The 21,022-nt window shown below is 72.6% G+C and carries 19 protein-coding genes; 7 read left to right on the top strand and 12 right to left on the bottom strand.

The genetic code is table 11. From position 1 onward, the window contains the following. Nucleotides 1-26: 26 nt before the first annotated feature. From AB0917_RS21250 to afsQ1, 4 genes are all read right to left on the bottom strand, one after another. Complete coding sequence (locus AB0917_RS21250; protein WP_366821165.1) at nt 27-599, bottom strand: VanZ family protein; 573 nt, start codon at nt 597-599, stop codon at nt 27-29. Between the two features lie 181 nt (nt 600-780). Beyond that, complete coding sequence (locus tag AB0917_RS21245; protein ID WP_366821164.1) at nt 781-1,482, bottom strand: hypothetical protein; 702 nt, start codon at nt 1,480-1,482, stop codon at nt 781-783. After that, the gene (locus AB0917_RS21240; protein WP_366821163.1) at nt 1,479-3,044 is read right to left on the bottom strand and encodes a HAMP domain-containing sensor histidine kinase; all 1,566 of its coding nucleotides are present in this window, start codon (nt 3,042-3,044) and stop codon (nt 1,479-1,481) included. The genes AB0917_RS21245 and AB0917_RS21240 overlap by 4 nt, the downstream gene beginning before the upstream one ends. Continuing rightward, nucleotides 3,041-3,718, bottom strand: coding sequence for a two-component system response regulator AfsQ1 (afsQ1, locus tag AB0917_RS21235; RefSeq protein WP_078533099.1), 678 nt, complete (start codon nt 3,716-3,718; stop codon nt 3,041-3,043). Before afsQ1 ends, AB0917_RS21240 begins: the two co-directional genes overlap by 4 nt. A gap of 247 nt (nt 3,719-3,965) precedes the next feature. Here afsQ1 and AB0917_RS21230 point away from each other — a divergent pair, with 247 nt between their 5' ends. Beyond that, complete coding sequence (locus AB0917_RS21230; RefSeq protein ID WP_366821162.1) at nt 3,966-4,754, top strand: SigE family RNA polymerase sigma factor; 789 nt, start codon at nt 3,966-3,968, stop codon at nt 4,752-4,754. A gap of 312 nt (nt 4,755-5,066) precedes the next feature. On the opposite strand, the gene AB0917_RS21225 is transcribed toward AB0917_RS21230, so the two are convergent. Continuing rightward, complete coding sequence (locus AB0917_RS21225; RefSeq protein WP_366821160.1) at nt 5,067-6,674, bottom strand: alpha/beta hydrolase; 1,608 nt, start codon at nt 6,672-6,674, stop codon at nt 5,067-5,069. A gap of 286 nt (nt 6,675-6,960) precedes the next feature. Here AB0917_RS21225 and AB0917_RS21220 point away from each other — a divergent pair, with 286 nt between their 5' ends. From AB0917_RS21220 to AB0917_RS21210, 3 genes are read left to right on the top strand one after another with little or no spacing between them, the layout of a single operon-like run. After that, nucleotides 6,961-7,839 carry a CPBP family intramembrane glutamic endopeptidase gene (locus AB0917_RS21220; protein WP_366821159.1) on the top strand — a complete coding sequence of 293 codons (879 nt, stop codon included), beginning with the start codon at nt 6,961-6,963 and terminating at the stop codon, nt 7,837-7,839. Nucleotides 7,840-7,867: 28 nt separating this feature from the next. Continuing rightward, nucleotides 7,868-9,085 (top strand): histidine kinase, encoded by a 1,218-nt coding sequence (locus tag AB0917_RS21215; protein ID WP_366821158.1) that lies wholly within the window; start codon nt 7,868-7,870, stop codon nt 9,083-9,085. Nucleotides 9,086-9,089: 4 nt separating this feature from the next. Further along, a complete protein-coding gene (locus AB0917_RS21210; protein ID WP_366821157.1) occupies nt 9,090-9,782 on the top strand; it encodes a response regulator transcription factor in 693 nt (230 codons plus the stop codon). Between the two features lie 127 nt (nt 9,783-9,909). On the opposite strand, the gene AB0917_RS21205 is transcribed toward AB0917_RS21210, so the two are convergent. Then, a complete protein-coding gene (locus tag AB0917_RS21205; protein ID WP_366821177.1) occupies nt 9,910-10,623 on the bottom strand; it encodes a uridine kinase in 714 nt (237 codons plus the stop codon). Between the two features lie 63 nt (nt 10,624-10,686). Here AB0917_RS21205 and AB0917_RS21200 point away from each other — a divergent pair, with 63 nt between their 5' ends. Continuing rightward, the gene (locus AB0917_RS21200; RefSeq protein ID WP_366821156.1) at nt 10,687-11,109 is read left to right on the top strand and encodes a hypothetical protein; all 423 of its coding nucleotides are present in this window, start codon (nt 10,687-10,689) and stop codon (nt 11,107-11,109) included. 253 nt (nt 11,110-11,362) lie between these two features. Here AB0917_RS21200 and AB0917_RS21195 read toward each other — a convergent pair whose 3' ends face one another. From AB0917_RS21195 to deoC, 3 genes are read right to left on the bottom strand one after another with little or no spacing between them, the layout of a single operon-like run. After that, the gene (locus tag AB0917_RS21195) at nt 11,363-12,331 is read right to left on the bottom strand and encodes an aldehyde dehydrogenase family protein (protein WP_366821155.1); all 969 of its coding nucleotides are present in this window, start codon (nt 12,329-12,331) and stop codon (nt 11,363-11,365) included. Further along, nucleotides 12,324-13,760, bottom strand: coding sequence for an aldehyde dehydrogenase family protein (locus tag AB0917_RS21190; RefSeq protein WP_366821154.1), 1,437 nt, complete (start codon nt 13,758-13,760; stop codon nt 12,324-12,326). Before AB0917_RS21190 ends, AB0917_RS21195 begins: the two co-directional genes overlap by 8 nt. A 6-nt stretch (nt 13,761-13,766) precedes the next feature. Then, nucleotides 13,767-14,714, bottom strand: coding sequence for a deoxyribose-phosphate aldolase (gene deoC, locus AB0917_RS21185; protein WP_366821176.1), 948 nt, complete (start codon nt 14,712-14,714; stop codon nt 13,767-13,769). Between the two features lie 240 nt (nt 14,715-14,954). On the opposite strand from deoC, the gene AB0917_RS21180 reads away from it, so the two are divergent. After that, nucleotides 14,955-15,611 carry a PH domain-containing protein gene (locus AB0917_RS21180; protein ID WP_366821153.1) on the top strand — a complete coding sequence of 219 codons (657 nt, stop codon included), beginning with the start codon at nt 14,955-14,957 and terminating at the stop codon, nt 15,609-15,611. A 90-nt stretch (nt 15,612-15,701) separates the two neighbouring features. Here the strand turns inward: AB0917_RS21180 and AB0917_RS21175 are convergent, their stop codons facing one another. The 3 genes from AB0917_RS21175 to AB0917_RS21165 form a co-directional block, all read right to left on the bottom strand. Then, on the bottom strand, nt 15,702-17,342 hold the full coding sequence (locus AB0917_RS21175) for a phospho-sugar mutase (protein ID WP_366821152.1): 1,641 nt from the start codon (nt 17,340-17,342) through the stop codon (nt 15,702-15,704). A gap of 482 nt (nt 17,343-17,824) precedes the next feature. Further along, on the bottom strand, nt 17,825-18,649 hold the full coding sequence (locus tag AB0917_RS21170) for a purine-nucleoside phosphorylase (RefSeq protein ID WP_366821151.1): 825 nt from the start codon (nt 18,647-18,649) through the stop codon (nt 17,825-17,827). Nucleotides 18,650-18,765: 116 nt separating this feature from the next. Further along, the gene (locus AB0917_RS21165; RefSeq protein ID WP_015610940.1) at nt 18,766-19,203 is read right to left on the bottom strand and encodes a gamma-glutamylcyclotransferase; all 438 of its coding nucleotides are present in this window, start codon (nt 19,201-19,203) and stop codon (nt 18,766-18,768) included. Between the two features lie 288 nt (nt 19,204-19,491). On the opposite strand from AB0917_RS21165, the gene AB0917_RS21160 reads away from it, so the two are divergent. Further along, nucleotides 19,492-20,931: an NAD(P)H-quinone dehydrogenase gene (locus AB0917_RS21160; RefSeq protein WP_366821150.1), complete on the top strand. Its 1,440-nt coding sequence runs from the start codon at nt 19,492-19,494 to the stop codon at nt 20,929-20,931. Nucleotides 20,932-21,022 lie beyond the last annotated feature (91 nt).

Below are 21,022 nucleotides of genomic sequence, written 5' to 3'. Positions count from 1 at the left end.
CCCGCGAAGGGGGACAAAGCATCGCTCTACGGGGCGATGCCGACCCTGGTAATCGTCGGGGTAGGTCCCCCAGGGGCCTCATCCCGCAGGCGGGTCTCCTGCCAGTACCGGGGGAGGTCCCGTACGCCCGGCACCCCCCGGCGGCGCAGCCGCGCCCGGCACACCGGGACGACCAGCAGATGGGCCAGGGCCACGCCGGTGGTGTTCAGCAGCACCGAGTCGATGTCGACGACCTGGCCCGGCACCCCGGTCTGACCCAGCTCGATGGCGAGCGAGATCAGCGCTCCGGCCGTCACCGTCCGCAGCATCGACAGCCAGGGCGAGACGAAGATCCGGCCCCCGGCCATCGGCAGCAGCACCCCGAGCGGGGCGAGCAGGAGCAGCGCCCCGCCGATCCGGCGCGCGGCCTCGACCGGCCCCAGCGCGAGGTCGGCCCGGATGGAGGCGAGCGGCTCGAAGTTGGCGGCCGTGATCCAGGGCACGTCCAACGGGCGCAGCGTCAGCCACCCGACTAGCAGCAGATGCGCGAGGAGGAGGGAGACCCCCGCCGCGCGGAAGTGGATGACGGTCTGACCGCCCGAACCTTGACGCACGCCCACCAAGACGCCACCACCGGCAGGATCGGTTCCGTGACTTCGCCGGGGCCGTACGCGGGGGCCGCACGCACGGAGCCGTGCGCCGGAGGGCGTACGCCGGGGCGCCCCCTGGACCTGTGTGCCGGAGTCGCTCCTCAGGCCCATACGGAAACGTACCCGCGCCCCCGGTCAGTCCAGTTCGAGGTCAGTCCAGTTCGAGCGCGTCCGGCGTCGTCACGTCCTGCGGCCGGGACTTCGTCTGCGAGGTGCACAGATAGCCGCGCGGCGGGTACTTCCCGGGGCCGCCGAGGACCACCGAGCCCTCCGTCACCAGCGCCTCGTTCTCCGCGTACGTGCACACCAGCTGCGCCAGCGCCTCCGCCGACAGGTCCTCGGGCTGGCTGCTCAGCCGCAGGGTGCCCGCCGGGTCGTCGGCGCGGGAGGGCTCCACCCGCAGCCCCGTCGGGACCGCCGTGGAGAACCCGGCCCGGCGCTCGTTCTCGGGCGGCGCCTGCTGCACCTGGTACAGCAGGGCGCGGGCGGCACCCAGCCGGCCGGAGCCGGACGCGTCGTCGGCCGGTACCGGCCGGTCCACGGACACCAGCTGCGAGGCGCACACCAGGTAGACCGGTGCCGCCACGCTGTCCGGGGACCGGGTCGTGACGTCCGCCGAGGGCAGCCTGCACGGCACCCGGGACGGCGCGGCCCCGGCGTCCACGGGCACGGACGTCGTGCGGATCCCGCACCCCGAGGCCAGCACGGCGGCCGCCAGGACGGCCCCGAACGCGGCGACGGCACTCCGCCGCCGGGAGGGCCCCTTCCTCGGCCGGAACGTGTCCGCCACCGACCGCAACGTGTCCGCCACCGGCCGCAACGTGTCCGCCACCGGCCGGAACGCTCCCGTCATGACGCCCCACCGCCCTCGCCGTTGTCGCCGTCCCGGGGGCCGGTGTCGCCGCCCTGCCCGTTCTCCTCCTCCGCCCCGCCGCCGGTCAGCTTCGAGGCGTCGCGCGGCAGCCGCAGGACGAAGACCGCCCCGCCGTCGGGAGGGTTGGCGGCCGTGATGTCACCGCCGTGGATGTGCGCGTTCTCCATGGCGATGGAGAGGCCGAGACCGCTGCCCTCCGAGCGCGGCCGGGAGGCACTGGCCTTGTAGAAGCGGTCGAAGACGTGCGGCAGCACCTCCTCGGGGATGCCCGGCCCGTGGTCCCGTACCTCGATGACCAGCTCCTCGCCCTCGGTCCGCACCCGCACCCCCACCGGCGAGCCCCCGTGCTTGAGGGCGTTGCCGATCAGGTTGGCCAGGATCACGTCGAGTCGGCGCGGATCGAGCCGGACCATCATGCCGCGCTCCGCGTCCAGGTCCACCGCGTCCAGCCAGGCCCGCACGTCGATGCAGGCGGTGACCTGGTCGGCCACGTCGACGTCGTCCAGGACCAGGCGCGCGGTGCCCGCGTCGAAGCGGGTCACCTCCATCAGGTTCTCCACCAGGTCGTTCAGCCGCCGGGTCTCGCTGACCACGAGGTGCACGGCGGGCGCGATCATCGGGTCGAGGCTGTCCGCCTCGTCCTCCAGTACCTCGGCCACCGCCGTGATCGCGGTGAGCGGGGTGCGCAGCTCGTGCGACATGTCGGCGACGAACCGGCGGCTCGACTCCTCCCGCGCGCTCATGTCCGCGACCTTCTTCTCCAGCGAGCTGGCGGTCCGGTTGAACGTACGGGAGAGGTCGGCGAGTTCGTCCGTACCGGAGACGGTCAGCCGGGTGTCGAGCTTGCCCTCCCCGAGCTTGCGGGCCGCGTCACCGAGCCGCTGCACCGGACGCAGCACCGTCGTCGCGGCCGCCTGGGCCAGCAGCGCCGAGCCGATCAGCGCCAGGGTGGTGGCGATCCCCAGTGACCAGGCCAGCGAGTTGAGGTCCTGGCGCTCCTGGTCGAGTGACTTGAGCATGTACCCGGTCGGGCCGCCGCCGATGATCCGCGTACCGGCCACCAGGTACGGGGTGCCGTCGATGCTCGTACGCTGCCAGAACAGGTGGTACTCGTGCTCGTTGTCCGAGCTGAGCGGCTGCCTGCGGGACACCTGCCTCTGGAGCGAGTCCGGCACGTCGGCCCGGGTGAAGGTGTCCAGGTCGGAGTAGCCGACGATGGGCTTGCCGCGCTCGCGCTCGTCCTCCAGCAGCACGCTGTAGCCGGGGCCGCCGGCGGCTATCTGCCCGGCGGCCCGCTGGAGGTCGTCCTTGGTGGGCCGCACCGGGAGCGTCGCCGCGGTGTCCTGCATCTGCCGCCGGAAGTCGTCGAGCGCGGTGTCCTGCGTACGGGTCAGCACGGCCTCGCGGTTGAGCCAGTACGCGATCCCCGAGGCGGAGACCGCGGCGGTCAGCGCCACCAGCGCGAAGACCACGACGAGCCGCAGCCGCAGACTGGTCCAGCGCAGCCCGGCCCGTATGGACCGCTTGGTTCTCTCCGTCACTGAGGCGAGTCCAGCCGGTAGCCCACGCCCCGCACCGTACGGATCAGGGTCGGCGAGGACGGCACGTCCTCCACCTTCGCGCGCAGCCGCTGCACACAGGCGTCCACCAGCCGTGAGTCGCCCAGGTAGTCGTGCTCCCACACCAGGCGCAGCAGCTGCTGGCGGGAGAGGGCCTGGCCGGGCCGGCGGCTCAGCTCCAGCAGCAGCCGCAGCTCGGTCGGCGTCAGCTGGAGGTCCTCACCGCCCTTGGTGACGGTCATGGCGGAGCGGTCGATCACCACGTTGCCGAAGGTCGCCGAGTCGGTCGACTCGCGCTCCCCGCGGCGCAGCACCGCCCGGATCCGGGCGTCCAGCACCCGGCCCTGGACGGGTTTGACCACGTAGTCGTCCGCGCCGGACTCCAGTCCCACCACGACGTCGATGTCGTCGCTGCGCGCGGTCAGCAGAATGATCGGCAGCTGGTCGGTGCGCCGGATACGCCGGCACACCTCGAAACCGTCGATCCCGGGCAGCATCACATCCAGCACGACCAGGTCGGGGCGCTGCTCGCGCAGCAGCTCCAGGCCGTCCTCTCCCGTCGCCGCGGTGGCCACACGGTGGCCCTGGCGTGACAACGAGAGTTCGAGGGCCGTGCGGATGGCGTCGTCGTCCTCGATCAGCAGCAGGAAAGGCACGAGCGTCATTCTGGCCCATGGTGGCGCTTCAGTTCGACCTGCGGCCCGGTCCTCTTGCCCGGACACGGCCCCGACCCCGGCGGGGCACGGCCGCAACCGCCCCTGTGACAGGCCTGTGACAGTCGGGGGACAGCGCCATGAAACTGCCCCGGCAAGCTCTTGGTCAGCAGGAAACGCAGTAGACGCAGGAACCGCGGAACCGCAGAACCGCGGGGAACGAACGGACTCCACCGATAGGGGGCGCGAGATGAACGCACTGCACAGCACCAGCTCAAGCGCAGTGGTGACGCGTCTCCACGACGTCGGCCGGAGTGTGGAGAAGTCCGGTGCCACGAATGTACGGGGGTGTGTTCGGGGTGCCGGGCGTCAGCACCCGTCGGCGACTGCGGAGCAGCTGCGCACGTCGTACATGACGGTGGTCGACGCGTCCACGGGGGAGAACACGGGGGACGACGGGGGAAGCGCGTACGGGGAGGTCACGGGGGACCGCACCGACCGGGCGGGGACCGAGGGCGCCGAAGCGGCGTTCACGGCCTACGTCCAGGAGCGGCGGGCCTCCCTGTACGCAACCGCCTACCACCTGACCGGCGACCGCTTCGAGGCCGAGGACCTGTTGCAGAGCGCCCTCTTCTCGACGTACCGGGCGTGGGACAGGATCAGCGACAAGGCGGCGGTCGGCGGCTATCTGCGCCGCACCATGACCAACCTGCACATCAGCGCCTGGCGCAGGCGCAAGCTGAACGAATACCCGACCGAGGAGCTGCCGGAGACGGTGGGCGACACGGACGCGATGCGCGGTACGGAGCTGCGCGCGGTGCTCTGGCAGGCGCTCGCCCGGCTGCCCGAACTCCAGCGCACGATGCTGGTCCTGCGGTACTACGAGGGCCGCACCGACCCGGAGATCGCGTCGATCCTCGACATCAGTGTCGGCACGGTGAAGTCGAGCATCTGGCGGTCCCTCCGCCGGCTGCGCGAGGACGAGGTCCTCAGCTTCGGACGTGACGAGCAGGAGTCCTTCGGCGAGTTGGTGGCCTGAGGCAGCGGGGGGACGGCCACTGCTTCGGGGGAGGCAGGGGCCACGGGGGAGAAAGAGGGAAACCCACGGGGGACATGGGGACGTGTGGGGGAACCACGGGGGAGCAGAGGAAAACGGGGTCCGAGGGGGCCCGGGGGAAACACCGGGGGACGGCCCATCGCTTCGGGGGAGGCATGGGCCACGGGGGGAGACCCACGGGGGAGACCCACGGGGGAAGCGCAGCGGGGTCGTACGGGCCGGGGGGCCTGTACGACCCCGTTCGCCGTGCCGGGACAGCCCTGTTCGCTGTGCCCGTACGGTCCCTCCGGCGGGCTACTTCCGGGTGACGTCGGTGCAGTGGACGTCCTTGTCCGGCAGGTGGCCGGTGGTCAGGAAGCCGGCGGTGGCCTTGTCGGCGCAGGCGGAGCCTTGGCCGTAGACGTAGTGCCCGCCGTTGTCGACGCCGACGAGGGCGGAGCCGTCGCCGAGGGACTTGCGCAGCCCGACGCCGCCCTCCCACGGGGTGGCATTGTCCCGGCGGTTCTGCAGGATCAGGGTGTTGCGCGGGCCCCCCTGCACGACCTTGACCGTCGCCTCGGCCGGCTTGTCCCAGTAGGCGCATGCCCAGATGTTGGCGGGCATGCCCGCGGTGAGCGGCCACTTCTCGCGGTCGGCGGCGGTGCGGGAGGCGTAGCCGTCGACGTCGTGCGGCCATTCGGCGTCGCCGCAGGTGAGAGCCATGAACATGGTGGCCTGGTTGTCCGCGGGGATGCCCGGGGCCGCCGGTGTGTCGGCGAACACCTCCTTGAGAACCGCGGCGTCGGCGGCCGTGGTGCTGCCGTGGGCCAGGTTGTCGGCGGCCTTCCAGAACGTGGCGAGCACGGGAAGGGTGTCGTCGTGCAGAAGCAGGGCGTAGGTCACGTTCCGCAGCAGCGCCCCGTCCAGCGACACCGATGTGCCGGGGATCGCCGCGGGGGTGCGGTCGAGCCGGTCGGCGAGGGCGAGATAGGTGTCAGTCACCTGCGCGGCGTCCGTGCCCAGCTCGAGGGTGCCGGCCTGCGCCGCGGCGACGCGGGCGGCATCGGGGAACCGGTCGGCCATGCCCTTGCCCCAGGTGTCCGCCACCTGGCCGGCCCATACCTTGGTGGGATCGACGTTGCCTTCCAGGACCATCCGGTCGGTGTGGCCCTGGAAGAGGGAGCGGTAGACGGCGCCGAGGTAGGTGCCGTAGGACTGGCCCCAGTAGGAGATCTTCTCCTCACCGAGCGCCTGGCGGATGCGGTCCATGTCGCGGGCGGTGTTGGCGGTGGTGTAGTGCCGCAGGTTCTCGCCCACCGTCTCGGCGCACTGCTCGGCGCCGGCCTCGGCGAGGGCCGCGTTCCTGGTGATCGAGCCGTCCGCGGCAGGGTAGGGGAAGAGCCCGGACACGCTGGGGTCCCGCAGACCGCAACTCTGCGGAGTGCTGTGTCCGACGCCGCGCGGGTCGAAACCGATCAGGTCGTAGCGGTCCAGCACGGACTTCGGCAGGGTGGACGCCATGGTCTCGGGCATGCCGAGACCGCCCAGGGCCGGCCCGCCGGGGTTCAGCAGCAGAACGCCATGCCGCTTCCCGGGCTGTGCGGTGGACAGCCGGGAGACCGCCACGTCGATCTTCGTGCCGTCCGGGTTCCGGTGGTCGAGTGGCACCTCCAACGTTCCACAGGCCAGGTCGGGGTCACGGGTCTGTCCCTCGGCCAGGGCCGGGCACGTGCCCCAGGTGATCTCGGCGTCTCCCGCGGTCCCGCCGACGCTCTTGCCGGAGACCTTGGCCGGCTGCGAGCCCCGGGAGTCGGCACTGCACGCGGCCAGTGCGGTTCCCGCGAGCGTGGAGACCAGCAGAGTCGCGGCGATGCGGCGGACTCTGGGGAGACCGTGGTGCGCGGAACTGCGTGTCGTGGTCATGGTGGTGTCCTCAGCTGCTGGGCTGGTCGGCCTTGGCCGTCCGTTGTGTTGACGATGCGACTCAACAAGAGACCACCGGTGGCGCGCGTCACCCCGGAGAGGACACAACGGGTAGCTCGCTCGGGGGACCCCGGGCCGGCCCCGGGAACGGAGCGGCCGGGCGGGCGGTGCATCCCCCGCGAGAGCTACAGGAGCTGTCCATGCGCGGGTGATTCGCGGACGTCCGCCGATTCCTAGTGTCGTCGTCAGGTCGCCGCAGGGGTGACCCACCACCGGGGAGGCCACCATGGGCACGACGTCCGCCGTACGACACAGCACAGGCTCCGGCCCGAGCGAGGAACGCGACGGGGGCGGCGGCCGCTTCGGCCGGATCGTGCGGTCTCCGCTCGGCTGGATGCTGGTGGGGATGGTCGGCGTCGGCCTGGTCTCGGGGCTGACGGCGACCGCACCCGGCCCCGTGCCGATGCTGGGCGCGGTCGCCGCGGTGGCCGTGTACTGCTACGTCATGCGCCGGGTGGCACGACGCTCCACGCCGGAGATCGCCCGGTCCGGGGCCGCCCGGGAGGCGCTGCTGGGCGGCGGGGTCGGCCTGGGCTTCATCCTTGTGTCCGCCCTCCTGATCACGGCGTTCGGAGGCTACTCGTTCAGCTGGGCGGGCGACGGCTTCCTGTCGGTCGTCCGGACCGCGGTCGTGGTGCAGATCGGCGCCGCGGTCACCGAGGAGTTGTTGTTCCGCGGTCTCGCCCTCCAGGCTCTTGAGCAGATGTGGGGGAGCCGGGCCGCCATCGTGGTCACGTCGCTGTTCTTCGGCGTCGCCCACCTGGGCGCCCCGGGAGCGAACGCGTGGAGCGGACTGGCGATCGCTCTGGAGGCGGGCGTCCTGCTCGGAGCCGCGTTCCTGTGGCGGCGTAACATCTGGTTCGTCGTGGGGCTGCACTTCGCCTGGAACACCACGGAGCAGCTGCTCGGCATCCCGGTCTCCGGGCACGCCCCCGAGGGCCTGTTCACCGTCGACGTCCATGGCTCCGCCCTTCTGACCGGTGGCAGCTTCGGGCTGGAGGCATCGATCATGCCCGTCCTCATGGGCGTGGCCATCGCCGTTCTGATGCTCGTCCGCGCCCACCGGAGCGGTGGCATCAAGCCCCGCCGCAACGCGTCCCGTTGAGACAGGCCGGCTGGAGGAAGGCGAAGTGATGTCCCGTCAGCTGACCTGGAACATCCCGCTGCTCCGGGCGTCGCTCGGCCGGTGGCAGGAGCGGGACGCTCTCCTCAAGGACGGCGTCCTCGCCCTGGCGCTCACCCTGCTGGCCTTCGTGCCGCCCCTGTCCCGGATCGGTGCGCAGATCGGCGATCTGCCCGAGCGGCCGGCGAACGTGCTGGGCGTCGGGCTGGTCCTGGCCCAGATGGTGCCGCTGGCGGTCCGCCGCAGGTGGCCCGCTGCCTGTCTGGCCGTCATCGCGGGCGCGTTCGCCGTGCACCAGGCGCTGGGCTTCGCGACCACGTTCGCGAGCATGGGACTGTATCTGGCCCTGTACTCCGCCGGGGCCCACCAGGTCCGCTTCCGCCACGGCCTGGTCGTCGTGGCGGGTGCGGGTTACGCCGTGCTGGCCGTCGTCCTGAACCGTCTCGGCTCACCGAACGCGCTACCGGACTACCTCGCGTTCTCCCTGGCTCTGGCCGCGGCCTGGCTGGTGGGGAGCACGGTGCGCACGCGGCGGACGGAAGAGGCGAAGCGGCGGCGGCTGGCCGCCGAGGTGGCCACGGCCGCCGAGCGGGCGCGGATCGCCCGCGAGCTGCACGACGTGGTCACCCACCACGTGACGGCCATGGTGGTCCAAGCCGACGCGGCGCAGTTCCTGCTCACGTCCGCGCCGGAACGCGCCGGCGAGGGGCTGACGGCCGTGAGCGACACCGGCCGTCGCGCGCTGACGGAACTCCGGTACCTGCTCGGTGTCCTGGAGGCGACCGGCGAGGCGGCCTCCGCGGACCCGGCGGGTGTGGGCCGGGCACCCGCCCTGGGGCGGGTGGGGGACCTGGTCGAGCAGGCCCGCAGGTCGGGTCAGCCGGTCGAGTTCGGCGAGCGGGGTGAGCGGCGGCCGCGGAGCGTGGACGTGGAGCTGGCCGCGTACCGGGTGGTGCAGGAGGCGCTCACCAACGCCTTGAAGTACGCGCCCGGGAAGCCGACACGGGTCCTGCTCCGGCACGGCGACGAGCACATAGAGACCGTGGTGACCACCGAGGGACCCGCCGCCCCACCGGTCGCGCGGAAGCCGGGTCCCGCGGGCGGACGGGGGCTGGCCGGGCTGCGTGCACGGGTGCGGATGCTCGATGGTCAACTGGAGGCCGGTCCCCGGCCCGGAGGCGGGTTCGAGGTCCGGGCCACGATTCCGTCCCAGCCCCTTCAGGAGTGACCTCGTGAGCGATACGCCGCCACCGACCCGTGTGCTCGTCTGCGACGACCAGGCGCTGGTGCGGACCGGCTACGTCACCATCTTCTCCGCGCAGCCCGACATGCAGGTCGTCGGGGAGGCGGAGAACGGCCACGAGGCGGTCCGGGCCGCGCGGCGGCTGCGCCCCGACGTGGTCGTGATGGACATCCGGATGCCCCTGCTCGACGGCATCCAGGCGACGCGGCAACTGGCCGGTCCCGACACCGAAGACGCGCCGAAGATACTGGTCGTCACCACGTTCAACGTCGACGCCTACGTCTACGACGCGTTGCGCGCCGGAGCGAGCGGGTTCCTCCTCAAGGACGCGCCTCCGGCGGAGCTGGTCAACGGTATCCGGACCGTCGCCCGGGGCGAGGCCCTGCTGGCACCCGCCGTCACCCGCCACCTCATCGGCCGCTTCGCCCAGCATCTGCGACCGGCCGACACCTCCCGGCCGGCCAGACAGGACGTCGTGCGTGCGCTGGCCCCCCGCGAGCTGGAAGTGCTCCAACTGATCGCCGAGGGGCTGTCGAACGCGGAGATCGCCGCGTCGATGTTCATCACGCCCGAGACCGTCAAGACCTACGTGTCGCGCATCCTGGCCAAACTCGGCCTGCGCGACCGCGTCCAGGCCGTCGTCCTCGCCTACCGGGTCGGACTGGTGACCGGCACACCGTGACCGGCACGCGCGGGTGCACGCGAACGGTACGCGTCGGGCGATGCCCGGACGCGATGCGCGGAAGGCCCCGTTCGCGCCGGGGCAGGGCCCGCGCGGCCCCCGCCCCGCCCGCCACCGGCTGAGGGGCTCACTCCGGGACCGGCGCCCCCACCGTCACCCGTCGGCACCGCCCCGCCGCCGCGGCGGCCAGGCGGCCCAGGGCCTCCTCCTTGCCGCACGGGTGCGCCCCCAGCGCCGTCTGGCGGGCCACGATGCGCCGCTCGGCCCGCATCAGCCGCCAGCCGCGCCGCAGCAGGAACGGCACCGACTTGCGGCCCTCGCGCAGGTCCCGCACCAGGCGGCGGCGGAACGTCGTGGAGGGGCGGCCACGCAGGCACAGCGCGTCCGCCAGCAGGCCCAGCTCCTGGCAGCGGCCCACGATGTCCGCCGCGAAGATGCCCTCGGCCACGAAGAGCGGCGAGCGCTCGATGTGGAAGGTCTCGTGGTCCGTACGGGAGCTGGTGGCGATGTCGTACACCGGGACGTCCGTACGGCCGGTGCGGCACAGCTCGGCGATGGCCGCGACCGCCGCGTCCGCGTCCCAGGACCGGGCGGAGTCCCAGTCGATGTCCGTGGAGCCGGGGACCTGGGGCAGCGTCGGGTCGCCCGCCTCCTTGTAGAAGTCGTCCAGCCGCAGCACCGGGAGGCCGGTGCTGGCGGCGAGGGAGGACTTGCCGGAGCCGGAGGGGCCCGCGAGCAGCACGACGCGGGTCGGGATCGGTTGGGAACTGGAACTCACAGAACAGAAGTGTGAGGCATTGACCCGCGCAGGGGACCACCCGGGCCTCTTGTTGGTATCCAGCGTCCCACCTCAACTACTCTGCGCGTACGGACGATTACCCGACCAGGTCGATCAGGTGGAAACATGGCACTTCACGCACGCAAGCCCGAACGTCGCGCCCTGCTGCGCGCCGGTCTGACCGTGACCGCCCTGGGAGCGGCTCTGGGGGCCGGTGCGGGCTCCGCGCAGGCCGCCCCCCAGCTGCCCCCGGTCGCCGAGGTTCCGGAGCAGGGAGCGGCGGCCCTCCAGGCGGTCACCAGGAGCGCCGGGCCCGCGGTGACCAGCGCGCTCGGGACCTCGCTGACCAACAGCATCGCCCCCGTCACCAACCTCCAGCTGGACCCGCTGGCCAACACCGGGGTGGACCCGCTGGACAACGCGGTGGGCACCCAGGTCGCCGACTTCCAGCCGGTGACGACGGCGGTGCTCACCGACCCGATCACCAGCGGCGGTGCGCTGAACGACCTGCCGGTGGTGGGGCAGGTGACCCGCCTGATCACGGGGTGACGTCTACGGGGTGATGGCCACGGGCTGATGGCCATGGGCTGGTGCCTACGGGTGATGGCCATGGGCTGATGCCTACGGGTGATGGCCATGGGCTGATGCCTACGGGGCGACGCCCACGAGCTGACGCCCACGAGCTGCCCCCCCCGAGCCGACGCCCACAAGCTGACACCCGCCGCAAGACGGACAGGGCCGCCCCCTCCGGAGGTTCCGGGGGAGGCGGCCCCTTGCCGTTGTCCGGACAGCCGCGCGTACGTCAGTACGACGAGCCCGACGCCCCCAGCGCACCCGTCGGGTGCCAGACCGTCTTGGTCTCCAGGAAGGCCGTCAGCCGGTGTGTGCCGGGGGCGGCCAGCCAGTCGGCGGGGGCGGCGTCGGAGCCGTCCGCCTCGGTGGGGAGCGGGCGCAGGACCCGCTTCAGGTTGTCCGCCGCCGCGATCTCCAGCTCCTTGGCCAGCTCCGGGCCCGCGCCGGTGAGGTCGATCGCGTTGACGTCCTGGTGGGCGGCGAGCGGGGCCGCGAGCTCCGCCGTGGCGCCCGACAGGATGTTGACCACGCCGCCGGGGACGTCGGAGGTGGCCAGCACCTCGCCCAGCGAGAGCGCGGGCAGCGGGGCGTCGGCGGAGGCGACGACGACCGCCGTGTTGCCGGTCGCGATGACCGGGGCGATCACCGAGACGAGCCCGAGCAGCGAGGACTTCTGCGGTGCCAGGACCGCGACGACACCGGTCGGCTCAGGGGTGGAGAGGTTGAAGAACGGGCCCGCGACCGGGTTCGCCCCGCCCGAGATCTGCCCGATCTTGTCGGTCCAGCCCGCGTACCAGACCCAGCGGTCGATCGCCGCGTCCACCACGGCGTTCGCCTTGGACTTCGACAGCCCCTCGGACGCGGCGACCTCGCGGGCGAACTGCTCCCTGCGGCCCTCCAGCATCTCGGCGACGCGGTAGAGGACCTGGCCGCGGTTGTACGCGGTCGCGCCCGACCAGCCGCCGAACGCCTTCCGCGCGGCCACGACCGCGTCCCGCGCGTCCTTGCGGGAGGACTGCGGCACGTTGGCGAGCCACTGGCCCTTGCCCGCCGCGCCGGCGGCTGATGTCTTCGTCGTCACCTCGTACACCCGGCCGCTCTCGGAGCGGGGGAACTTGCCCCCGACGTACAGCTTGTAGGTCTTGAAGACGCCAAGGCGCCGCTCCGCGGAGCCGTTGACCGATTCGCGCTCAGACATCGAGGTACGCCTCCAGGCCGTGACGGCCGCCCTCGCGGCCGTAGCCCGACTCCTTGTAGCCGCCGAACGGCGACGTCGGGTCGAACTTGTTGAACGTGTTGGCCCAGACGACACCCGCGCGGAGCTTGTTCGCCACCGCGAGGATGCGGGAGCCCTTCTCCGTCCAGATGCCCGCCGAGAGGCCGTACTGGCTGTTGTTGGCCTTGGCGACCGCCTCGTCCGGGGTGCGGAAGGAGAGGACGGAGAGCACCGGGCCGAAGATCTCGTCACGGGCGACCGTGTGCGCCTGGGTGACGTTGGTGAAGAGGGTCGGGGCGAACCAGTAACCGGCGGACGGCAGTTCGCAGGGGGCGCTCCAGCGCTCCGCGCCCTCCGCCTCGCCGGTCTCCACCAGGGTGGTGATCCGGGAGAGCTGCTCGGCGGAGTTGATCGCGCCGATGTCGGTGTTCTTGTCCAGCGGGTCGCCCAGCCGCAGCGTGGCGAGCCGGCGCTTGAGGGCGTCCAGCACCTCGTCCTGCACCGACTCCTGGACCAGCAGCCGGGAGCCCGCGCAGCAGACCTGGCCCTGGTTGAAGAAGATGCCGGTGACGATGCCCTCGACGGCCTGGTCGATGGGGGCGTCGTCGAAGACGATGTTGGCGCCCTTGCCGCCCAGCTCCAAGGTGACCTTCTTGTCCGTCCCCGCGACGGAGCGCGCGATGGCCTTGCCGACGGCGGTCGAGCCGGTGAAGGCGACCTTGTCGACGTCCGCGTGCGTGACCAGCGCCTCGCCCGCGTCCCCGTAACCGGTGAGGATGTTGACGACGCCCTTGGGCAGCCCGGCCTGGCGGCAGATGTCCGCGAAGAACAGAGCGCTGAGCGGGGTCGTCTCGGCGGGCTTCAGCACCACCGTGTTGCCCGTGGCGAGCGCCGGGGCGATCTTCCACGCGAGCATCAGCAGCGGGAAGTTCCACGGGATGACCTGGCCCGCCACGCCCAGCGGCCGGGGGCCGGCCCCGTACCCCGCGTGGTCCAGCTTGTCGGCCCAGCCCGCGTAGTAGAAGAAGTGCGCCGCGACCAGCGGGAGGTCCGCGTCGCGGGTCTCCTTGATCGGCTTGCCGTTGTCGAGGGTCTCCAGGACGGCCAGCTCGCGGCTGCGCTCCTGGATGATCCGCGCGATCCGGAACAGGTACTTGGCGCGCTCGGAGCCGGGCAGCGCCGACCACTTCCCGAACGCCTTGCGCGCGGCCTTCACGGCCCGGTCCACGTCCGCCGCGCCCGCCTGGGCGACCTCGGAGAGCACCTCCTCGGTGCTCGGCGAGACGGTCTTGAAGACCTTGCCGTCGGCGGCCTCGGTGAACTCACCGTCGATGAACAGCCCGTACGAAGGGGCGATGTCGACGACGGAACGGGACTCCGGCGCCGGTGCGTACTCGAATGCGGATGCCATGGCGTATCAGTCCACCGTCACGTAATCGGGGCCGGAGTAGCGGCCGGTGCTGAGCTTCTGGCGCTGCATCAGCAGGTCGTTGAGGAGGCTGGAGGCGCCGAACCGGAACCAGTGGTTGTCCAGCCAGTCCTCGCCCGCCGTCTCGTTCACCAGCACCAGGAACTTGATCGCGTCCTTGGTGGTGCGGATGCCGCCGGCCGGCTTCACACCGATCTGTACGCCGGTCTGCGCCCGGAAGTCGCGGACGGCCTCCAGCATCAGCAGGGTGTTGGCGGGGGTGGCGTTGGTGGCCACCTTGCCGGTCGAGGTCTTGATGAAGTCCGCGCCCGCCAGCATCCCGAGCCAGGAGGCCCGGCGGATGTTGTCGTACGTGGACAGCTCACCGGTCTCGAAGATCACCTTGAGGCGGGCGGAGCCGCACTCGGCCTTCACGGCGAGGATCTCCTCGTAGACCTTCAGGAACCGGCCGGAGAGGAAGGCCCCCCGGTCGATCACCATGTCGATCTCGTCGGCCCCGGCCGCCACGGCGTCGCGGACGTCCGCCAGCTTGACGTCCAGCGCGGCGCGGCCGGCCGGGAAGGCGGTCGCCACGGACGCCACCTTCACACCGGAACCGGCGAGCGTGGCCGCGGCGGTGGCCGCCATGTCGGGGTAGACGCAGACCGCGGCGGTGCGCGGGGTCGTGCGGTCGGTGGGGTCGGGGTTGAGGGCCTTGGCGGCGAGAGCCCGGACCTTGCCCGGGGTGTCCGCGCCTTCCAGCGTCGTCAGGTCGATCATCGAGATGGCGAGATCGATGGCGTACGCCTTGGCCGTCGTCTTGATCGAACGGGTTCCGAGGGAGGCGGCGCGCGCTTCGAGGCCGACGGCGTCGACGCCGGGCAGCCCGAAGAGGAAGCGGCGCAGCGCACTGTCGGACGCCGTCGCGTCGGAAAATGCGGGAGCAGTGGTGGGCATGGTCACCAGAGGAGCATATCTACGCGCGTAGCGGCCTGTACAGGGGTCCCGCGCAACCGTGCGCATCACCACACGTTCCGCCACGCCCCCGCCACACGTTCCGCCATACCCCGGCCCGCGTTCCGCCACGCCGTCCGTCGCGCCTCCGCCACCCCCGGCCAGCCCCGTTTCCCTGGCGCGGAGGGCCGGACCGGGTGGCCGGAGCCCCACCGTCCGGGTCCGTCAGGCAGAATCGGCCCCATGACGAGCCCCACACCTCCCGCAGAGCCGCAGTTCGCCGACCGGACCTACCGCTCGACATCCGCGCTGGTCTGCGGGGTGCTGCTCCTCGTGCTGCTCGCCGTGATGGCCGGGGACGCCCTCTTCCAGGGCAAGGGGCAGGCACCGTGGCTGGCCCTGGCCGCCCTGCTCACCGCCGTGCCGCTGATCGTGGCGTTCACCCTGCGGCCCGCCGTGTTCGTGAACGACGAGCGGATCCGCGTCCGCAACCCGTTCCGGACCATCCGGCTGCCCTGGACCGAGGTCGCCGACGTCCGGGCCGGCTACTCCTCCGAGCTGATCGCCGCCGGCGGCGCCAAGTACCAGCTGTGGGCGGTCCCCGTCTCGCTGCGCGACCGCAAGCGCGCCTCGCGCGCGGCGGCCCGCGTCCCGCACAAGGACGCCTACGGCCGCTTCTCGCCCGGCGCGGGCGCGGGCTCCGACGCCCACCAGCACACCGCGCCGCCCATCGCGGCCGCCGACCAGACGATCATGGAGCTGCGGGGCCTCGCCGAGCGGGCGGGCGAACCGACGGGCGAGTCCACGGGCACCACGGGCTCGGTGCGCTGGGCGTACGAGGTGATCGCCCCGGCGGTCGCGGGGGCCGTGCTGTTCGTGGTGCTGTGGGCGATCGGCTGAAGGGCCGCCGCCTCGTCGTCACGTACTCGCGTATGCGCCGAAGGACCGGCCCCCTGACGAGCGGGGACCGGTCCTTCGTGTACGTACGCCTCAGATCCCGGCGGCCGCCGCCAGGTCCCGCTTGATCCCGGCGAGCAGCTCCGCGCCCCGCGCCCGTGCGGCGGGCAGCCCGGCGGCGTCCGCGACCGGGACCACGACCTCCAGGTAGCACTTCAGCTTCGGCTCGGTGCCGCTCGGGCGGACGATCACCCGGGCGCCCTCCAGCTGGTAGCGCAGCCCGTCGGTGGGCGGCAGCTTGTCCGTGCCCTGCGACAGGTCCTCGGCCGAGGTGACGGCGAGGCCGGCCAGCGCGGTCGGCGGCTGCTCCCGGAGCCGGGTCATGGCGTCCGCGATGACCGTCAGGTCCTCCACCCGCACCGAGAGCTGGTCGGTGGCGTGCAGGCCGTGGGTGAGCGCCAGGTCGTCCAGCAGGTCCAGCAGCGTACGGCCCTGCTCCTTGAGTACGGAGGCCAGCTCGGCGACGAGCAGGGCGGCGGTGATGCCGTCCTTGTCGCGGACGCCCTCGGGGTCGACGCAGTAGCCGAGCGCCTCCTCGTAGCCGTACCGCAGGCCGTCCACCCGGGCGATCCACTTGAAGCCGGTCAGCGTCTCCTCGTACCCGAGGCCCGCCTTCCCGGCGATCCGGCCGAGCAGCGACGACGACACGATGGACTCGGCGAAGACCCCGCTGACGCCCCGCTCCACCAGGTGCGCGGCGAGCAGCGCGCCGACCTCGTCGCCGCGCAGCATCCGCCAGCCGCCCTCGGTGGCGGTGTCGGGTACGGCGACGGCGCAGCGGTCCGCGTCCGGGTCGTTGGCGATGACCAGGTCCGGCGCCGCCCGGCGCGCGGTGGCGAAGGCGAGATCCATCGCGCCGGGCTCCTCCGGGTTGGGGAAGGCCACGGTGGGGAAGGCGGGGTCCGGGTCGGCCTGCTCGGTGACGAGCACCGGCGCGGGGAACCCGGCGCGCTCGAAGGCGGCGGTCAGTACGGAGGTGCCGACGCCGTGCATCGCGGTGTAGACGGTCCGGGCCGTACGGGGGCTGCCGGCGGCCAGGACCGCGTCCGTACGGGCGAGGTAGGCGTCCAGAACGTCCTCGCCGAGGGTCTCCCAGCCGTCCTCGGGGCGTACGACGCCCGCCAGCGGGCCGACCGCGGCGATGGCGGCCGCGATCTCGCCGTCGGCCGGGGGCACGATCTGCGAGCCGTCGCCGAGGTAGACCTTGTAGCCGTTGTCGCGCGGCGGGTTGTGGCTGGCGGTGACCTCCACGCCGGCGACGGCGCCCAGGTGCCTTATGGCGTACGCCAGTACGGGAGTGGGGAGCGGGCGGGGGAGTACGGCGGCGCGGAGTCCGGCGCCGGTCATGACGGCCGCGGTGTCGCGGGCGAAGTCCTCCGACTTGTAGCGGGCGTCGTAGCCGATGACGACGAGGCCGCCCTCCTGGCCCTGGGCCTTCAGATATGCGGCGAGGCCCGCCGCCGCCCGGATCACCACGGACCGGTTCATCCGCATGGGCCCGGCCCCCAGCTCGCCGCGCAGTCCGGCGGTGCCGAACTGGAGCGTGCCCGCGAAACGGGCGGCGAGCTCGGCGGTGTCGCCCGCCTCGATGATCGCGCCCAGCTCGTCACGGGTCTCGGGGTCGGGGTCCTCGGCCAGCCAGGTCCTGGCCTGCGCGATGAGGTCGTGCTGCACGGGGTCCGCCTTTCGGGGGTGTGCGGGGGCTTTGGGGGGGCGTGCGGAGGTGAGGGATGTGCGGGTGTGCGGGGCGTGCGGGGGCTTTCGGGGGCTTTCGAGGGGCGCGGGTGGGCGGGCCGCCGAGGGGCGCGGGTGGCGTGTGGGGAAGGGGTGGGGGTGGGGGTGGGCGCTGCGCGGGCTGTTCCCCTCCCCGCCCCTTCCCGAAACCGGGGCTCCGCCCCGGACCCCGGTCCTCAAACGCCGGACAGGCTGGAGAGGGAGCCGGACACGCTGGAGGCGCGGGGACCGGCGGTCCGGCGTACCGGAGGTGAAACCGGACCGGTCCGGGGCGAGCAAGGACCGGCCGCAGGCGAGCAACTGACCGGCCCGAGGCGAGCAACCGACTGGCCGCAGGCGAGCAACCGACTGGCCGCAGCACCCCATAGGTGCCGCAGCGCCCCCTGGATGCCGCAACACCCCCATAGGTGCCGCAGCACCCCCTAGATACGGTCCAGCACCCGGGCCAGCAGCGCGCCCATCCGTGTCGCCGAGTCCCGGCCCGCCTGGAGGACTTCCTCGTGGTTCAGGGGCTCGCCCGAGAGGCCCGCCGCGAGGTTGGTGACCAGGGAGAGGCCCAGCACCTCGGCGCCCGCCTCACGGGCCGCGATGGCCTCCAGGACCGTGGACATGCCCACCAGGTCGCCGCCCATGACCCGGACCATGTTGATCTCGGCCGGGGTCTCGTAGTGCGGGCCGGGGAACTGGACGTACACGCCCTCTTCGAGGGTGTCGTCGATCTCCTTGCACAGCGCGCGCAGGCGCGGCGAGTACAGGTCGGTCAGGTCGACGAAGTTGGCGCCGACGATCGGCGAGGTCGCCGTGAGGTTGATGTGGTCGCTGATCAGCACCGGCTGTCCGGGGCGCATGCCCTCGCGCAGGCCGCCGCAGCCGTTGGTCAGCACGACGGTCCCGCAGCCCGCGGCCACCGCCGTACGGACTCCGTGGGCGACGGCGGCGACGCCACGGCCCTCGTAGTAGTGGGTGCGGCCGAGGAAGACCAGCACGCGCTTGTCACCGATCCTGTACGAGCGGATCGTGCCGCCGTGGCCCTCGACCGCGGGCGCCGGGAAGCCGGGGAGCGCGGTGACGGGGAACTCGGCCTCCGGGGCGCCGAGTGCTTCGCCCGCGGGCGCCCAGCCGGAGCCCATGACCAGGGCGACGTCATGGGTCTCGGCGCCGGTCAGCTCGCGCAGGCGGGCGGCGGCCCCGGCAGCGGCTGCGTACGGGTCGCCCTGGATGTTGTCCGGAATAACTGATGCGTTCACGCGGAAGAGCGTAACCGCTGGAGGCCTACGCGCGTAGATGTCCTGGTGCAAAGACTCGCCGGATGTCTTTGTGGCTTCGCACGAAGTCCGGTCGCCGGGTCCGCCCCGGCCCTCGCTCAGCAGGGGCGTTTGCGCAGGCCCATCACGTAGTCGTGGGGGGCGCCGGCGGACTCGGCCGCGTCGGCGATCTCCCCCAGGTAGCGCGCCGAGGGCAGCCCGCCCTCGTACCCGTTCAGCACGTACATCCAGGCCGGCTCCTCGCCGTCCAGGGTGTGCACGCGTACGCGCATGCGCCGGTAGATGTCGAGCCCGACGCCCTCCCAGCGGTCCATGGAGTCCTCGTCCATCGGCGCCAGGTCGTACAGCGCGACGAAGACCTGCGAGCGCGGCGCCTCCACCACGGTGGCCAGCGCGCCTTCCCAGCCCATCTGCTCCCCGCCGAAGGTCAGCCGCCAGCCGTTGAGCCAGCCGGTGCTGCGCATCGGGGAATGCGGGGCGCGGCGGGTCATGAGCCGCGCGTCGAGGTTGCCGGCGTACGCGGCGTAGAGCGACATGGGACCGAGGGTACGGGAGGTGGTCGCGGGGGTGTCGGTTCCTGTGATGAAGGCCCCGGTCGGGGGAGGGCCGATCGGGGGCCCGAGGGGCTTCGGGGGGAGCTCCCGGGACGGTTCGTTCCCGTACGGCCGGAGCCCCGGCTCCCGTATGGAGGGCCCCGGGGCGAATCTGTTTGGCGGGTGCGGGACAATGGAGTACGTACTGCATTCCCCCGGGGCGATCCCCCGGACCCCCGGCCGGGGCGGCAGACGGCCGGGGGATTGACACCCACGCGAGGCGGACTTTTCGTGACCCGGATCGTGATCATCGGCGGCGGCCCCGGCGGCTACGAGGCGGCTCTGGTGGGCGCCCAGCTCGGTGCGGAGGTGACCGTCGTCGACTGCGACGGCCTCGGCGGAGCCTCGGTACTCACCGACTGTGTGCCATCGAAGACCCTGATCGCGACGGCCGAGGTGATGACGACCTTCGACTCCTCGTACGAGGAGCTGGGGATCATCGTCGCCGACGACACGCCGCACAGTGAACAGGCGGCGAGGGTGGTGGGGGTCGACCTGGGCAAGGTCAACCGCCGCGTCAAGCGCCTGGCGCTCGCCCAGTCCCACGACATCACCGCCTCCGTCACCCGCGCCGGCGCCCGCGTCCTGCGCGGCCGCGGCCGGCTCGACGGGCTCCAGGCGACCGACGGCTCCCGTCAGGTCGTCGTGACCGCGGCCGACGGCACCGAGGAGCGGCTCAGCGCCGACGCGGTGCTGATCGCGACCGGCGGCCACCCCCGTGAGATCCCCGACGCGCAGCCGGACGGCGAGCGCATCCTGAACTGGACCCAGGTCTACGACCTCGACGAGCTGCCCGAGGAGCTCATCGTGGTCGGCTCGGGTGTGACCGGCGCCGAGTTCGCCGGGGCCTACCAGGCGCTCGGCTCCCGCGTCACCCTCGTCTCCTCCCGCGACCGGGTGCTGCCGGGCGAGGACCCGGACGCCGCCGCCGTGCTGGAGGACGTCTTCCGGCGCCGCGGCATGAACGTCATGGCCCGCTCCCGCGCCCAGTCCGCCAAGCGGGTCGGTGACCGGGTCGAGGTGACGCTGGCCGACGGCCGGGTCATCACCGGCTCGCACTGCCTGATGGCGGTCGGCGCGATCCCGAACACCGCGGGCATGGGCCTGGAGGAGGCCGGCGTACGGCTGAAGGACTCCGGCCACATCCAGACCGACCGGGTCTCGCGCACCAGCGCCCCCGGCGTCTACGCGGCCGGTGACGTCACCGGGATCTTCGCACTGGCCTCGGTCGCCGCGATGCAGGGCCGGATCGCGATGTACCACTTCCTGGGCGACGCGGTGGCCCCGCTGAACCTGAAGACGGTCTCCGCCAACGTCTTCACCGACCCGGAGATCGCCACCGTCGGCTACAGCCAGGCCGACGTCGACGCGGGCCGGATCGACGCCCGCGCGGTGAAGCTGCCGCTGCTGCGCAACCCGCGCGCCAAGATGCAGGGCATCCGCGACGGCTTCGTCAAGATCTTCTGCCGTCCCGGTACGGGGATCGTGGTCGGCGGCTGTGTCGTCGCGCCGCGCGCCAGCGAGCTGATCCACCCGATCTCGCTCGCGGTCGACAACAACCTGACGGTGGAGCAGATCGCCAAGGCGTTCACCGTGTACCCGTCGCTGTCCGGATCGATCGCGGAAGTGGCGCGGCAGCTGCACACGCGCAAGTTCGCGGCCGGCCTCTAGGGCGTGTCCGGCGGATCTTGACCGGGTCCGCGACGCCTGGCACGGCACCTCGCGGCGTTGCCGAAACGCCCGAATCGCTCCGCGATGAGGA

This window comes from Streptomyces sp. NPDC007346 (genome assembly GCF_040703535.1).
Classification (GTDB): Bacteria; Actinomycetota; Actinomycetes; order Streptomycetales; family Streptomycetaceae; genus Streptomyces.
This window is presented reverse-complemented; position numbering and strand designations above follow the sequence as displayed.

Bases quoted from the DNA above. Each gene is read 5' to 3' on its own strand.
- AB0917_RS21245 (WP_366821164.1), bottom strand. From the start codon at position 1,482: ATGACGGGAGCGTTCCGGCCGGTGGCGGACACGTTGCGGCCGGTGGCG.
- deoC (WP_366821176.1), bottom strand. From the start codon at position 14,714: ATGCCCACCACTGCTCCCGCATTTTCCGACGCGACGGCGTCCGACAGT.
- AB0917_RS21195 (WP_366821155.1), bottom strand. From the start codon at position 12,331: ATGTCTGAGCGCGAATCGGTCAACGGCTCCGCGGAGCGGCGCCTTGGC.
- AB0917_RS21165 (WP_015610940.1), bottom strand. From the start codon at position 19,203: ATGTCGCTCTACGCCGCGTACGCCGGCAACCTCGACGCGCGGCTCATG.
- AB0917_RS21225 (WP_366821160.1), bottom strand. From the start codon at position 6,674: ATGACCACGACACGCAGTTCCGCGCACCACGGTCTCCCCAGAGTCCGC.
- AB0917_RS21230 (WP_366821162.1), top strand. From the start codon at position 3,966: ATGAACGCACTGCACAGCACCAGCTCAAGCGCAGTGGTGACGCGTCTC.
- AB0917_RS21215 (WP_366821158.1), top strand. From the start codon at position 7,868: ATGTCCCGTCAGCTGACCTGGAACATCCCGCTGCTCCGGGCGTCGCTC.
- AB0917_RS21190 (WP_366821154.1), bottom strand. From the start codon at position 13,760: ATGGCATCCGCATTCGAGTACGCACCGGCGCCGGAGTCCCGTTCCGTC.
- AB0917_RS21200 (WP_366821156.1), top strand. From the start codon at position 10,687: ATGGCACTTCACGCACGCAAGCCCGAACGTCGCGCCCTGCTGCGCGCC.
- AB0917_RS21220 (WP_366821159.1), top strand. From the start codon at position 6,961: ATGGGCACGACGTCCGCCGTACGACACAGCACAGGCTCCGGCCCGAGC.
- AB0917_RS21180 (WP_366821153.1), top strand. From the start codon at position 14,955: ATGACGAGCCCCACACCTCCCGCAGAGCCGCAGTTCGCCGACCGGACC.